This is a genomic window from Bradyrhizobium sp. BLXBL-01 (assembly GCF_051853025.1).
In the GTDB taxonomy this organism is placed as follows: domain Bacteria; phylum Pseudomonadota; class Alphaproteobacteria; order Rhizobiales; family Xanthobacteraceae; genus Bradyrhizobium.
Genome location: NZ_CP182471.1, coordinates 4958377 through 4973184, shown reverse-complemented (window position 1 = coordinate 4973184; position 14808 = coordinate 4958377). Strand labels below are relative to the sequence as shown.

Below are 14808 nucleotides of genomic sequence, written 5' to 3'. Positions count from 1 at the left end.
TGGATCGGATGACATGAACGGGATGGTAGAGGCGATCCTATCCATCGAGCACCTGACCCTGGCGTTGCCGCCGGGCGCGGATCGCGCTTTTGCCGTCGAGGACATTTCGCTCGCCCTCCACCCGCGACAGATCCTTTGCGTCGTCGGTGAATCCGGCTCGGGCAAATCGGTCTGCGCTTCCGCGGTGATGGGGCTATTGTCGAAAGACATTCGCTGGACCGCGGGCAGTATCCGGTTCGAGGGACTGGACTTACGTGCTCTCTCTCCGGCAAAGTGGCGGAACCTGCGCGGCCGGAAGATCGCGATGATCTTCCAGGAGCCGATGACCGCGCTCAATCCGGTGATCCGGATCGGTGCCCAGATCATCGAGGCGTTCGAAGCGCATCACCAGCTCACGCCGGCCGAACGCGAGGTGCGCGTGCGCGCGCTGCTCGAGGAAGTCGGCCTCCGCGATCCCGAGCGCATCATCCGTAGCTATCCGCATCAACTGTCCGGCGGGCAGCGTCAGCGCGCCATGATTGCGATGGCTCTGGCGCTCGAACCCTCGATTCTGGTGGCGGACGAGCCGACCACGGCGCTCGACGTCACCACGCAGGCGCAGATCCTCAAGCTCATCCGAGACATCCAGCAGCGGCGTGGCATGGCGGTGTTGTTCATCACCCACGATTTCGGGGTTGTGGCCGACATCGCCGACCGTGTCGCTGTTATGGAGAAGGGGCGCGTCGTCGAAGAAGGTACGGTCGACGAGGTGCTTGAGCGCGCACAGCATCCCTATACGCAGAGATTGCTGGCAGCCGTGCCGCGCGGCATTCCGCGGGCAAAAGTCGAGGACGCAGACGCGCCCACCGCCTGCGCGGCATCAGGACTCGTGAAGACTTATAAGAGCAGCGACTGGTTCAGCCCGCCCGCGGAAGTTCCCGCCGTGAAGAGCGTCAGCTTCGAGATTCGTCGCGGCGAGACGCTCGGCCTGGTCGGGGAGTCCGGTTCGGGCAAGAGCACGATCGGCCGGCTTGTCATGCGGCTGACGGACGCGGATGCAGGGGTCGTCCACATCGGAGAATTGAATTTCTCGGACGCCCGCGGATCGGAGCTGCGCGCCGCGCGCAAACACATCCAAATGGTGTTCCAGGATCCTTTCGCCTCGCTCAATCCGCGTCGTCGAGTCGGGCAGATCATCGCCGATGGACCGATTGCGCATGGGGTGCCCGCCGCGCAAGCGTTTGCGCGCGCCAGGGAATTGCTGACGTTGGTCGGGCTCGATTCCGGCGCGGTGCAACGTTACCCGCATGAGTTCTCCGGCGGACAACGCCAGCGGATCGGCATTGCGCGCGCGCTTGCGCTGGATCCCGAGGTGCTCGTGGCCGACGAGCCCGTGTCGGCGCTCGATGTCTCGGTCCAGGCGCAGGTGCTCGCGCTGCTCGAGAGGTTGAAGAAGGAGTTGCGGCTCGCCGTTCTCTTTATCACGCACGATCTCAACGTTGCCGCCCAGGTCTGCGACCGGATCGCGGTGATGCGGTATGGCGAGATCGTCGAAGTCAAGCCGGCCGCGGACCTGTTGAGCCGGCCCGAACATCCCTATACCCAGACATTGCTGGCGGCTATTCCGGGTCGGCAGCGGAGAAAGTCGCATTGAAAAAAGACGGCGATTGTCGCTGAAGGAGGCGTCTTGAATGCAGAAGTTCGCGGAACTTCCGGTGCTGCGCGTCGGTCTCGTCGGAAGCGGCTTCATTGCCGCATTTCATCTGCAGTCCATGCTTGGCGTGCGCAATGTCAGCATCGGCGGTGTCTACAGTCGGTCCGCCGAGCGACGAAAGCGCATCGCGGAGAAGGCCCGGAATCTTGGCCTCGGACCGGCGCATGTGTTCGATAGCATCGAGGCCATGGCGACTTCCGGTGAGGTCGATGCGCTTTGGATCCTGACGCCGAACGATACGCGCCTCGATATCATGCGCGAGATCCATGGGGTGACGAAGTCGGGAGCTCCCTTGCGCGCCGTGGCCTGCGAAAAGCCGCTGGCGCGCACGCTCGCCGAGGCGCGCGAGATGCGCAGCCTCGTCGAGGATGCTGGCCTGCTCCACGGCTATTTGGAAAACCAGTTGTTCTCGACCGCGGTGACGCGTGGCAAGGACATCATCTGGCGGCGTGCCGTACCTGGAAGCGGGCGTCCCTATCTCGCCCGTGCCGCGGAGGAACATTCCGGACCGCATGAGCCCTGGTTCTGGCAGGGCGACAAGCAGGGCGGTGGCGTGCTCTCCGACATGATGTGCCATTCGGTCGAAGTCGCGCGCTTCATGCTGACGGCGCCCGGCGCGAGCCGCGACAGCCTGCGGCTGGTCAGTGCCAGCGCCACGACGGCCAATCTCAAATGGACGCGCCGGCGCTATGCGGCCGATCTGAAGACGCGGATGGGGATCGATTTTGCGAAACGCCCGGTCGAGGATTTCGCGCGTGGCATCCTGACGCTGGAAGACATGGATGGGCATCAGGTCCTGATCGAGGCAACGACCTCCTGGGCCTATGTCGGGGCCGGCCTGCGCATCCAGCTCGAATTGCTCGGGCCCGAATATTCGATGGAGTTCTCCTCACTCTCAACGGGCCTCAAGGTGTTCCTGGCCCGGACGCTCAGCGGTTCCGAAGGCGAGGACCTCATCGAGAAGCAGAATGCCGAGCAGGGTTTGATGCCGGTCGTCGAAGACGAAACAGGCATCTACGGCTATACTGATGAAAATCGGCACATGGTCGAAGCGTTTAGGCGCGGGCTCAGTCCTGCCGAAACGTTCGATGATGGCGTCGGCGTCATGGAAATGTTGATGGCGCTCTATCGGTCCGCCGAGCTCGGACGCACCGTGCATTTCCCGGACCAGGAGCTAGAGCACTACGTTCCCCAGGTCGCGCGCTAACAGCGCGCGCAGTGTGCGGGACTTGAAACATGATCGGTGATCCGGTCCAAGGAGGCCATCGCGGCTTGCCAAATGCGCTCGGGCGCCTCGGCGTTGTCTGAATGAGTCTCAGCGTGGAGTTCTACGGCTGCCGGTCTGCGACGACATAGAGTGGGAGTAGTGCTGCTAGCTCTTATTTCTTACCTTGCGTAGCTTTAGAAATGTCGCTCGCATTAAAAATCCCTGACCAAGTACCTTGAAATTGGCTTAGCTTGGTTGGACTCGGCTATCAACGCCGCCCTGAACAAAGAGCGCGGCAGCGCAGTGGCGCGTGCAGAAGCGAAGGGTGTCGCTACGGTGCTCAACACGTGTTTGGTGCGGCGGCAAACGATAGACCGGGATCGAGAAAGTGGAGTGCGCCGCGCAGTTGGTGTGTCCGACACCAACATATGCCCTCAGTGCCTTGGTTCTGCGCGACTGTCTGAAAATAGAGACTCGGATTCAAAACATAAAAAGGGGGCATAGGAAATTGCGGCCCGTTCCTCGTTCCCAACAGGAAGCAATCTAACCCGTCGCGCGTGGCAGCATACCCCTTGCCGTTATCTCCGCCGAGAGTTCTTCGATCGTCTGGCGCTGCTCCATCGCGGTTCTGCGGATCAACGCAAAGGCGGCAGGCTCGGCGAGCGTATGCGAATGCATTACCTGAAGAACGGCGGCAAACACGAGGCGACGTGCCCGCAGACGCTGCTCGAGTTGACAATTTGTTGTTTCAATTCGCTTGTGCGTTCGTTCCGCTCGAAAGCCATGACGAGCGCTGCGTAGATGCCGGCCGGTCGCAAGGGCTTGATGAGGAACGAAGCTGGATCGAGTTCGAACACCAGCTTGAGTCGGCTTGGTGTCTCGGTGCCGAGCAGGGCGATGACAGGCGATCGCGCCGGGAATGCGCGTTGCGCCGGACTAGCTCCAATCGGAGCTCGATTGCTGGAGCTAGCTCAAATTGGCCCGTGATGGGTTGGAGCGAGAGTTCAGAATTCTCAACGGGTTAGAGGGCAGCCTGTGCGCGGCGTGTGAACCGGGAGATCAAGAGCAATCTTGCGACATTCGGAGGTCGAGATCGACCAGTTGGGAAATGGGTTGTCCGTGCAGAAGGCGAAGTACCTCCGCTGAGGCGCGCGGCCCGAGTGGTTACTGGCGCGGACGACCGGGCCACCGCTCAAGCGCGGCGATATGAGCGCCCACTGTCGCAGTACACTTGGCGTCGGCAACGAAAACCGCCTTGCGAGTTGACGAATGTCAGTGCGGGCTTGCGGAAACCCAAAGAGCATGCCGGGTGCGTGCCTTGCGCATAATTCAGTAACGGCGGGCGGTTGGGCGACCAGATCGTGGAGCTTCAATGCCTTGATCGCGATCGAACGCAAAACCGGTACACCCTGTTGCTGATCGCACTCCGGGGCGGAGCGGCATCGCCGAGGGAAGACGATGATGAATGTTGAACGATACACCGAGCGCTCGCGCGGTTTCATCCAATCTGCGCAATCGCTCGCGATGCGCGAAGGTCATCAGCAGTTTTCCACCCTGCATCTGCTGAAGGTCCTGCTTGATGACAGCGAGGGCCTTGCTGGCGGTCTGATCGACCGCGCTGGCGGCAATTCCCGTGCAATCCTGAAGGCGACCGAGGACGCCCTCGACAAGCTCCCGAAAGTGTCTGGTGGCGGCGCCGGGCAGGTTTATCTCGCACCCGAACTCGCGCGAGCCTTCGACGCCGCTGAAAGGGCAGCAGATAAGGCCGGCGACAGTTTTGTCACGGTTGAGCGGCTCCTGCTCGGCCTCGCCATGGACAAGAACAGCGAGGCGGGCCAGCTCTTGGCGAAGGGCGGCGTTACCGCGCAGAACCTAAATGCGGCGATCGAATCCCTGCGCAAGGGCCGCACGGCCGACAGCGCCACAGCCGAGAATGCCTATGACGCGCTAAAAAAATATGCCCGCGACCTGACCCAGGCCGCGCGCGACGGCAAGCTCGATCCGGTCATCGGCCGCGACGAGGAGATCCGTCGTACGATCCAGGTGCTGTCGCGCCGGACCAAGAACAATCCCGTTCTGATCGGCGAGCCCGGCGTCGGCAAGACCGCCATCGCCGAAGGACTTGCGCTGCGCATTGTCAACGGTGACGTGCCGGAGAGCCTGCATGACAAGAAGCTGCTCGCGCTCGACCTCGGTGCGCTGATCGCCGGCGCGAAATATCGCGGTGAGTTCGAGGAGCGGCTGAAGTCCGTGCTCCAGGAGGTGACCGCGAGCGAAGGCACCTTCATCCTGTTTATCGACGAGATGCACACGCTGATCGGGGCCGGCAAGGCCGACGGCGCGATGGACGCGTCGAACCTTTTGAAGCCCGCGCTTGCCCGCGGCGAGCTGCACTGCATCGGCGCGACTACGCTCGACGAGTACCAGAAGCACGTTGAGAAGGACGCCGCGCTGGCGCGGCGGTTCCAGCCGATCTTCGTCAGCGAACCCTCAGTCGAGGACACGATTTCGATCTTGCGTGGTCTGAAAGACAAGTACGAGCAGCACCATGGCGTGCGGATCACTGATTCCGCGCTGGTTTCAGCTGCGACGCTGTCGCACCGCTATATCACAAACCGTTTCCTACCGGACAAGGCCATCGACCTTGTGGACGAGGCGGCGGCGCGGCTGAAGATGCAGGTCGATTCCAAGCCGGAGGAACTGGATTCACTGGATCGGGAAATTGTCCGGCTGAAGATCGAGCAGGAAGCCCTGAAGAGGGAAAGCGATCCAGGCTCCAAGTCCCGGCTCCAGACCCTGGAGAAGGACCTCGCCGAGCTCGAGGAGAAGTCGGCGGCGCTGACGGCGCGCTGGAGCGCCGAGAAGAGCAAGCTTGTGAACGCCCAGAAGCTGAAGGCGGAGCTCGATGGCTTGCGCGTTGAGCTCGCCAACGCCCAGCGGCGCGGCGAATTCCAGAAAGCTGGCGAGCTGGCGTATGGCCGGATCCCGCAACTTGAGAAGCAGCTCGCGGACATCGAGGCCAAGGAGAATTCTGGCGAGATGATGGAGGAGGCTGTCACCGCCAACCACATCGCGCAGGTGGTCTCGCGCTGGACCGGCGTGCCCGTCGACAAGATGCTGGAAGGCGAGAAGGAGAAGCTCCTGAAGATGGAGGAGCAGCTCGGCAAGCGCGTCGTCGGCCAGGCCGAAGCCGTGCGTGCGGTCGCAACCGCCGTGCGCCGCTCGCGCGCCGGCCTGCAGGACCCGAACCGCCCCACCGGCTCGTTCATGTTCTTGGGCCCGACCGGCGTCGGCAAGACCGAGCTGACCAAAGCCTTGGCGGAGTACCTGTTCAACGACGAGACCGCGATGGTCCGCCTCGACATGTCCGAATACATGGAGAAGCACTCGGTCTCGCGGCTGATCGGCGCGCCTCCCGGCTATGTCGGCTATGACGAGGGCGGTGCGCTCACCGAAGCGGTGCGGCGCCGGCCCTACCAGGTCGTGCTGTTCGACGAGATCGAGAAGGCGCATCCCGACGTCTTCAACGTCCTGTTGCAGGTGCTCGACGACGGCCGCCTGACCGACGGCCAGGGCCGCACCGTCGACTTCCGCAACACGCTGATCATCATGACCTCCAACCTCGGTTCGGAATATCTGGTGAACCAGCCGGAGGGCGAGGACACCGCGGCCGTGCGCGAGCAGGTGATGGGAATGGTGCGGGCGCACTTCCGCCCCGAATTCCTGAACCGCGTCGACGAGATCATCCTGTTCCACCGGCTGCAGCGCAGCGAGATGGGCCGGATCGTCGAGATCCAGTTCGCACGTCTGCAGAAGCTCCTGACCGATCGCAAGATCGTGCTCAGCCTCGATGCCGCCGCCCGCGACTGGTTAGCTGCCAAGGGCTGGGATCCCGCCTACGGCGCAAGGCCGCTGAAGCGGGTGATCCAGCGCTACCTCCAGGACCCGCTCGCCGAGATGATCCTCGCCGGCGACATCAGGGACGGCGACAACGTCGCGATTTCGTCCGAAGGCAACGTGCTGACCTTCAACGGCAAGGCGCCGCAGACCGCGGAGATTGCGCAGTTCGAGGCGCCGGCGCCGAAGCGGAAGTTGAACTGAATGGCGTGGACGCCGGCGCAGCGCGCTGCACCAGGGAATATCAGACATAACCGGCAGCACCAGGGCAACGCTCGGCAGCGGGCAGGAATTGAGATCAGGCAGAACGCATTAGGCAACAACTGAGCAGGATGACATGGCACAGGGTTGCAGGCACTTGGCAGGAATTCATGACGTCGTTCCCACTTCCCTTGGGTGTGAAGAATGCCTGCAACTCGGCGATCCATGGCTGCACCTGCGCGTGTGCCGAACTTGCGGTCATGTCGGTTGCTGTGATCAGTCGCCCAATCGGCACGCGACGAAGCATTTTCATGCAACAGGTCACCCAATCATCGAAGCCTATGATCCGCCCGAAGGCTGGGGCTGGTGTTATGTCGATGAATTGATGTTCGATTTGTCGGATCGGCCCACGCCGCAACTTGGTCCGATCCCAAGGTTTTATTGACGCGCAGCACCGCGCCGCTCGACCAGAGCCTCTGAACGCTTGTGTGGACTCCGCACAGGCAGTCGATGCGATGCTTTCCCGCGTTTGGGTTGACGGCTGTCAAGGTGGAGCGTTGCTCGACGCGTCATCGTCAGCTTCGAAACCCAACCTGCTAAGGAGATGGATATGGTCGCGCGCAGTGCCAGCCGTAGTTCCGACCGACACGAAGCCAGAGTACCGGATGGCACCAAAGTTCAAACGAGAGATCTGCAGCCTTATGATCAGTTGGAGCTATTGCCGATCGCCGGGAACTGGCGCCATGGGCAGGCAGAGCACAGGTTGATCGACAGGAATCCCTTTAACGGCGATGTCCTCCTCGAGATCAAACAGGCCGATCGTCGCGATCTTGATGCTGCGTTTGCAGGAGCTGCGAAGGCCCAAGTGGAGTGGGCTGTCTCAGCACCGGCGGCGCGGGCGCAGGTATTTCGCCGCGCAGCAGAGGTGATGGAAGCACGTCGTGGCGAAATCGTCGACTGGCTGATCAAGGAGTCCGGCAGCACGCGACTGAAAGCGAACCTCGAGTGGGAAGTGACGCACACCGTCATGCTGTGGGCGACCTCGGTGCCCCATGCGGTCGAAAGCCGCTCCATTCCGTCCGACATTCCGGGCAAGGAAAATCAGGTGCGGCGCAAACCGGTCGGCGTGGTCGGGGCGATCAGTCCTTGGAACTGGCCGCTCCATCTGAGCAATCGCACCATCGCGCCGGCACTCGCAGTCGGAAACGCCGTTGTGGTGAAACCGGCAAGTGATACGCCGGTCACGGGCGGATTGTTGTTGGCCAAAATCTTTGAGGAGGCCGGCCTGCCGGCAGGGCTCCTGAGCGTCGTTATCGGCGCCGGCAGCGAAATCGGCGACGCCTTCGTCAGTCATCCCGCGCCACGAGTCATTTCGTTCACCGGCTCGACGCCGGTCGGCCGCGGGATCGCAGAGCTTGCCGCGAAGGCGTCCATCATCAAGCGCGTTGATCTGGAACTCGGTGGCAATGCTCCCTTTGTTGTGCTCGCCGACGCTGATCTGGATCAGGCCGTAGAGGCCGCAGTGTTCGGCAAGTTTCTGCACCAGGGCCAGATCTGCATCGCCGTAAACCGCATCCTTGTCGAAGAGCCCGTCTATCAGACGTTCCTTGACCGCTTTACGGAGCGGGTGGCGAGGTTGAAAACAGGCGACCCCCGCGACGGCGATACGATGATCGGTCCGATCATCAACAACTCGCAGCTTCAGAAGCTGATGGCACGTGTTCGCCGCGCCAGCGACGACGGCTGCAAACAGGTGCTCGGAGGCGAGCCGGACGGGCTCGTGTTGCCGCCGCATGTGTTCGTAAACGTCACGAACCGGATGGAAATTGCGGCAGAAGAGATATTCGGACCTGTGGCGCCGGTCCTCCGGGTCGGCAACGCCGAAGAAGCCTTGGCGGTGGCCAATGAAACGAGTTTTGGACTAAGCGGCGCCGTATTCACGCGCGACGTGCACCGGGGCGTGCACTTTGCCCAGCGAATGCAGGTCGGTATGGCCCATGTCAATGATCAATCGGTCATCGACTTGCCGACCTGTCCGTTTGGTGGCGAGAAGAATTCCGGCATTGGCCGATTCAACGGCTCTTGGGCGATCGAGGCGTTCACGACGGACCAGTGGTTGACCGTGCAGCACGCGCCGCGAGGCTATCCCTGGAGTGCTTCCGCCGTGCAGGGGCCGTGGTCCTGAAAGGTGCACAGGATGGACGAGCTATCCAACACGGTTGTCGCGGGTCTCCAGACGAGCAGCAACGGCATGCTTGAGTCCCGCCACGAGCACATTTTTCCCAAGTTCGCACCGGACGAGATCGAGCGCATGCGCCGGTTCGGCGAGATCAAACACTATGCCATCGATCAGTATCTATTCCGGACGGGTGAGAGTCCGCCCGGCATGTTCGTCATCATTGCCGGTCGGGTATCCATCGAAGCTCGGGATCGACCTGGCCGGGCGGAGAAAATCGTGGAATTGGGTGCAGGCGAAATTATCGCCGAAGTCGCCCAACTCTCCGGTGGACCCGCCCTGGTCGACGCGCGCGCAACCGAGCCTGTTGAAGCGCTGCTTGTTCTGCCGGCGAGACTTCGCGCTTTGCTGATCGCCGATGTTCAACTCGGCGAGCGCATCATGCGCGCTCTTATTTTGCGACGGGTGTTCCTGATCGAGGCCGGCGCCGGCGGCCCTTGTCTCGTCGGGCACGACGGCCATCCCGGAATGGTGCGATTGCTGGAATTTTTGGCGCGCAACGCCTATCCGCACCGGGTGCTCGACCCCACAAAGGATCCGGATGCGCAGGTGCTTTTGAAGCACTATCCTTGCAAGTCGGACGAATTGCCGCTGGTCGTCTGTCCGAACGGGGCAATCCTGAAAAATCCGAGTGAAGCTGACCTGGGGCGCGCTCTGGGGATGGTGCCTCCGGATCTCCAGAGGCGCCGGTACGACGTAGCAATTGTCGGTGCCGGGCCAGGAGGACTTGCGGCTGCCGTGTATGCGGCATCCGAGGGTTTGTCAGTTGGCGTCTTCGATGCACGGGCGTTCGGGGGGCAGGCCGGTGCCAGCAGCTGCATCGAGAACTATCTGGGATTTCCGACCGGAATTTCAGGCCAGGCGTTGGCAGGGCGTGCCTATGTGCAGGCACAGAAATTCGGCGTGGAGATGATCATCCCCGAGAAGATCACCAACCTTCGTTGTGAACACCATCCATTCGCCATCGAACTCTCCGACGGTCGGAGCGTGACCGCGCAGACCGTCGTGATCGCGAGTGGCGCGCGATATCGCAGGCCGAACATACCGAACTTGGAGCATTTCGAGGGGCGGGGAGTCTGGTATTGGGCCTCCCCGATCGAGGCTCGTCTATGCCGCAACGAGGAGGTGGCGCTTGTCGGCGGCGGCAACTCCGCAGGTCAAGCGGCGGTATTTCTAAGCCGCTATGCCAAAAAGGTATGGATTCTTGTGCGGGGACCCAGCCTGGCTGCGAGCATGTCGCAATATTTGATCGACAGGATAGCGGCAACCGAGAACATCGAGTTGCTCACCTGCACGGAGATCGTAGGGTTGTCGGGTAACCAGCAGGGCCAACTCGAACGGGTCCGCTGGCGCAACAAGACCGGCGCGGAAGTGGAGAAAACGATCCGCAACGTCTTCATGTTCATCGGTGCAGACCCCGCAACGGAGTGGCTGAGCGGCTGCAACGTCAGCCGCGACAGCAAGGGGTTTGTGCGAACGGGCACGAACATACCTCCTGACGACCTTCTATCGGCCGACGGCGCGAGCGTGCCATCGCTCCAGTCGAACGTGGCGGGTGTGTTTGCAGTGGGTGATGTTCGTTTCGGATCCGTCAAGCGCGTTGGCGCGGCGATCGGCGAGGGAGCGACCGTTGTGCAGCAGATTCACGCGTTTCTCGAGACCGCTCGGACCAGCCGAAGCGAAGAGCCGGTGCAGGCCGCCGCGGCATGACAAAAGCTGCAAGCGGTTCGTGAAGAAGATCCCTCGCGGATGACGTCTGTCAATGCGACTGGCGGCGAAAAATGGCAAACTTATCCGATGATCGCGCAACGTCCTCCTGACAAGATGCCACCGCCGCACCCAGAGGGCGTGCGACAGCTCCAGCGACTATTTCGCGAGGCCGCGGGTCTCGACTTCGACAAGGCTGACCTCAAGCGCTACGAAGAATTCATCGATCACAGGATTTATCGGCTGTTGCTGCGCGCCGAGGCCGACGTCAAAGCTGGCGGCGACGTCCTGATCGAGCCCTGGAACCTCCCGATCACCGCCGGGCTCCAGGAATGCATCGAGCAATTCAGAAAGCTGGATGAAGCGGTAGAGCTGGAGCCGATTCTCGAGCGTCTGGCTCATCGGTCGCCGCTGCAAGTCAGCTATAGCGATGAGACCGAAGCCATGCTGCCGGACCTTGCAGGGGGACTTGGCGTCGCGGTCGCACGAGCATTGAAGATTATAGAGCCGGATCTGAAAAATCCGCAGACGAAGCATTGGGAACTTGCCGCGCGGATCTTCGAGCTGCTGCTGTAGCAATCGCACGTAAGCTTGCTGGATTGCGCATAGGCAAACTCGATGAAACCGTTTCGCCGCCGGATCGTAAGCAACTTCTGGCGCCGCACTGATTCGGGAGTTAATCAGCCATGAGCACAGAGGCCCGCCACATTGTGTGCCCGCATTGCACGAGCACCAATCGCATTCCGGTCGGGAAGGATGCGCGCCAAGCGAAATGCGGGCGCTGTCGACAGCACCTCTTTACGGGACATCCGACGCCGGCTTCCATCGGCAGCTTCGTCACCCACATCCAGCGCAACGATATTCCGGTCGTGGTCGATTTCTGGGCGGCATGGTGCGGGCCTTGCAAAGCGATGGCGCCGGTTTTCGAGCGCGCCGCAGGTGAGTTCGAACCCGAGCTTCGCTTCCTGAAGGTTGACACCGAGGCGGAAGCGGAGCTGGCGGCTCGCTACAACATTCAAAGCATTCCGACCGTGATGCTATTCCACAAAGGCAACGTCATCGCTCAACGCGCCGGCGCCGTCGGCCTCGAGCCTTTGCGCCAATGGTTGCGGCAGCATGCGCCTTCAGCCGCGCATGCAGCGTCATGAACTGCCGAACGTGGTGCTTTACACTATCTGACGGGCTCCCGGGGATTGAGCATGGTGCCGCCGAGCAGCAGGCATCCGATAAGGTGTAACCCAAGGACAACTGGTCTGGCCGCCATGCAGGCTAATGACACAATCACCCTGATTGAGGCTTACGATGCGATGCGGATCTTCGTGGAGACCGTCTGGCGTCGGATGGACAAACCTCAGGAGGAAATCGCGCTTCTGCTTGCCGGTTTGAAATGGGTCGATGGGTCACCGGTCGATCCTGCGATGTGGCAGGACTGGCTGGCGGCGGCGGAGGGCGCGAAGGAAGGAGTTGCCAGCCAACCTTAGCCTATCTGCCCGCGGTCTGCGGCGTGCTGATTGTGTGCTCCTTGCAGAATTGAAACGCACGCCTGAAACCGATCATCTGAGGCGTTCTCTGCTCCGGAAAGGCGATGTCGAACCTCGTGATCGCCACATGGATCGCAACCGCGACCTCCGCCGTTCTCATAACGATACTCTCCTCCCGCCTACTTTTGCCGGTAGTCGGATCGAGGGTCGTGCCATGCGTGAGCCAGTGACGAACGGTCTCGATGCGCGCCGAACTGGCTTCAGATGCCGGCAGGGCGGCATTGTCGATTGCCGGCAGCATTCCGCAGGCAGCAGTGGCCAGGGTCGCTGCGCACTCAAAATCGCCGCGATGGAAATGGTCCACGGCTGCGTGTATTTGGCGCATCGAGGCGTATCTGACAGAGGTTTGGATGAATGGCAGGCTGACTATTTTGATCTCCCCATCTCGGTCGATATCCAAGGGAGCTCACGTGGCGGCCGCAATTCGCTGTTGAGGAGGTTCCAAATATCCCGTCGCTGCATCGGATCGCTGCAAGCGGCGCCTATTCGCCTGGCACGGGTCTCTCGCTTGCGAACCAGGCGCAGCATCTTTGCGCATTCTGGACAAGGATATGACCCAAAGCTGCTGTCCATCGGTACTCGCGCCCTGTTTGAACAGTGATGTTTTTCTACGATGCCGAGCTTGCGACCATGATGCTCGTCAATGGATTAAAATTGCCCAGGCATTGCTGGCGGCACAGGCCCGATAGCGAAGGGGAGCTTCGCCGCGACGGAATTGGATGCTTTATCCCCGATACGGCTGGGACGCCGACGTGCGCTCCGTCACCTCGCGAAGGAAATCCTCGGGCTTGCTGAAGAACGTGTTTTCAACGAGAACGCCGCCTATCACGACGACCGGATGCGTGCGCAGAATGTCGATCGCCAGGGCGGTGGTCAGGAGATTGACGTCGAAGGTGCAAATGACCGCATCATCGAAGTTCGATAGCACGCTATTGAGCCGCATTTCATATTCCGCCCAATCATTCCTGCTCTTCCAATTGTCCAAGGCGGTTTCGGGGTGTGCGATCATGCGCGTAAGCGGGAATCCAAGCGCGGCCCCGTTCTGCAGCACGTGCTGGATGAGATTGAGCATGTCTTCCTTGTTGAACCGACCTGTACGCAAATACGTATCTTGCGGCAGCGCGATCTCGAGCTGACCGGATCGTTGCGCAGCCTCAACGTCTATGCCGCCGCTCCGAAGTCGTGTCACGTGATCGTCGACATGCCGTTCAGGTAGCACGTGGAAACCGCGCTGACCGCAATCCAGGCCATCGCAGATAAACGGCAGAAGCGCATTGTATTCGTCATCCGCCGAGCAAAAAAAGGCGCAAACATGCCGGTGTTCGCGAAGCATGGAGCCAGCGAGGGGTATCGGCGCTGCGGAAGAGCGCATTATCGACCCCGTCTTCGTCGAAACGGGTGAGTGTGCGATCGTTAGAGCGTCACGGTCTGAAAAAGTCTGCTCTGAGGTTCTATCCTTGAGACGCTTGGCAAAGCGGACGGCTACCCGCTCCATTGGCGTGGGATCGTACTCAGCATCTTCCCAGGGCTGACGAAAATGTACCGTGAGCACGCCCCAGAGCCGGCCTTTATCAACGATGATGGGCGCCGAATGCGCCGCTGCGACGCCTACTTCTTGTAGCGCTTCGAGCTCGCTCGTGCCAACAAACAGGTAACTCGCGGCAATATTTCCAACAACTGTGCGCATGCGTTTCTTCAGCGTTGCCGCACAAGTAGAGTTGGTGTCGCGGCGAACAATTCGAAACAAATTCAGAGCTTCATCGGGAAATCCGCAATTGGCAACGATCCTGAGGCAGTCCTCCGCGCTGTCGTACCGCTGCACGGTGCCGAAATCCGCTTGGGCTGCCTTGATAGCCCTGATCAGAACCTCTTGCATCGATTCGTCGCCGCGTCCTGCGCGGGTCAGTGGGTTGATGCCATCTTGGAAGGTCTTGCCGGACCTTGCCTCTGAGCCGGGCTGGCGGTCTTGCATCGGAATCCTCGCAGCAGGACGCCATAAGCACCATGAACTTTGTAGGGCCGCCGTCCATTACGTAGTTTTGCTAACTTGAATTCAGCATCTCATAGGCGACCGGTTGTTGCTTAGCAGTCTTGAGACGCTGTTCTTGGTGTCGATAAGGCGTCGGGAACCGAACGATCGGTCCTATCGCCTGTTGGGAGTAGGAGATAGCAAGCCCGCAACACGGATCGGAATCGGCGCGCTAATGCCTTGGGTGGAAGAGCTTTCAGATCCCGGCGAACTCCGGCGCTGCATCAGGGACCTAGTGGCACTATCGACCTTGCCTGCCCTTTGGGAGAGGTACTCTGCGAAGGAAATAGCCGACAG

At 61.2% G+C, this 14808-nt stretch carries 13 protein-coding genes; 9 read left to right on the top strand and 4 right to left on the bottom strand.

All coding sequences use genetic code 11. The features are described 5' to 3' along the window. The first annotated feature begins 22 nt into the window (after positions 1-22). Complete coding sequence (locus ACNJYA_RS23355; protein WP_212256969.1) at positions 23-1633, top strand: ABC transporter ATP-binding protein; 1611 nt, start codon at positions 23-25, stop codon at positions 1631-1633. 37 nt (positions 1634-1670) lie between these two features. Further along, positions 1671-2900 carry a Gfo/Idh/MocA family protein gene (locus ACNJYA_RS23350; RefSeq protein ID WP_212256389.1) on the top strand — a complete coding sequence of 410 codons (1230 nt, stop codon included), beginning with the start codon at positions 1671-1673 and terminating at the stop codon, positions 2898-2900. Between the two features lie 543 nt (positions 2901-3443). On the opposite strand, the gene ACNJYA_RS23345 is transcribed toward ACNJYA_RS23350, so the two are convergent. Together ACNJYA_RS23345 and ACNJYA_RS23340 are read right to left on the bottom strand one after the other, a co-directional pair. Next, entirely contained in the window at positions 3444-3578 is a 135-nt protein-coding gene (locus tag ACNJYA_RS23345) for an ANTAR domain-containing protein (protein ID WP_246571084.1), read from the bottom strand. Then, positions 3578-3757, bottom strand: coding sequence for a hypothetical protein (locus ACNJYA_RS23340; RefSeq protein WP_337993356.1), 180 nt, complete (start codon positions 3755-3757; stop codon positions 3578-3580). The genes ACNJYA_RS23345 and ACNJYA_RS23340 overlap by 1 nt, the downstream gene beginning before the upstream one ends. 604 nt (positions 3758-4361) lie before the next feature. Between ACNJYA_RS23340 and clpB the strand changes: the two genes are divergently transcribed. The 7 genes from clpB to ACNJYA_RS23305 all read left to right on the top strand — a co-directional run bounded on the left by clpB (position 4362) and on the right by ACNJYA_RS23305 (position 12422). Continuing rightward, positions 4362-7001, top strand: a complete 2640-nt coding sequence (gene clpB, locus ACNJYA_RS23335; RefSeq protein WP_439363458.1) for an ATP-dependent chaperone ClpB — start codon at positions 4362-4364, stop codon at positions 6999-7001. A 133-nt stretch (positions 7002-7134) separates the two neighbouring features. Beyond that, positions 7135-7443 carry a UBP-type zinc finger domain-containing protein gene (locus ACNJYA_RS23330; RefSeq protein ID WP_439363456.1) on the top strand — a complete coding sequence of 103 codons (309 nt, stop codon included), beginning with the start codon at positions 7135-7137 and terminating at the stop codon, positions 7441-7443. A gap of 165 nt (positions 7444-7608) precedes the next feature. Then, positions 7609-9183, top strand: a complete 1575-nt coding sequence (locus tag ACNJYA_RS23325) for an aldehyde dehydrogenase family protein (protein WP_212257304.1) — start codon at positions 7609-7611, stop codon at positions 9181-9183. Between the two features lie 12 nt (positions 9184-9195). Beyond that, complete coding sequence (locus tag ACNJYA_RS23320) at positions 9196-10944, top strand: FAD-dependent oxidoreductase (protein ID WP_246571299.1); 1749 nt, start codon at positions 9196-9198, stop codon at positions 10942-10944. A gap of 39 nt (positions 10945-10983) precedes the next feature. Beyond that, entirely contained in the window at positions 10984-11517 is a 534-nt protein-coding gene (locus ACNJYA_RS23315) for a DUF1931 family protein (RefSeq protein ID WP_246571300.1), read from the top strand. A gap of 110 nt (positions 11518-11627) precedes the next feature. Continuing rightward, positions 11628-12089: a thioredoxin TrxC gene (gene trxC / locus ACNJYA_RS23310; protein ID WP_212257305.1), complete on the top strand. Its 462-nt coding sequence runs from the start codon at positions 11628-11630 to the stop codon at positions 12087-12089. 114 nt (positions 12090-12203) lie between these two features. After that, a complete protein-coding gene (locus ACNJYA_RS23305; protein WP_212257306.1) occupies positions 12204-12422 on the top strand; it encodes a hypothetical protein in 219 nt (72 codons plus the stop codon). 1 nt (position 12423) lies between these two features. Here ACNJYA_RS23305 and ACNJYA_RS23300 read toward each other — a convergent pair whose 3' ends face one another. Then, positions 12424-12882, bottom strand: a complete 459-nt coding sequence (locus ACNJYA_RS23300; protein WP_212257307.1) for a hypothetical protein — start codon at positions 12880-12882, stop codon at positions 12424-12426. Positions 12883-13206: 324 nt separating this feature from the next. Next, positions 13207-14454 (bottom strand): MEDS domain-containing protein, encoded by a 1248-nt coding sequence (locus ACNJYA_RS23295; RefSeq protein ID WP_212257308.1) that lies wholly within the window; start codon positions 14452-14454, stop codon positions 13207-13209. Positions 14455-14808 lie beyond the last annotated feature (354 nt).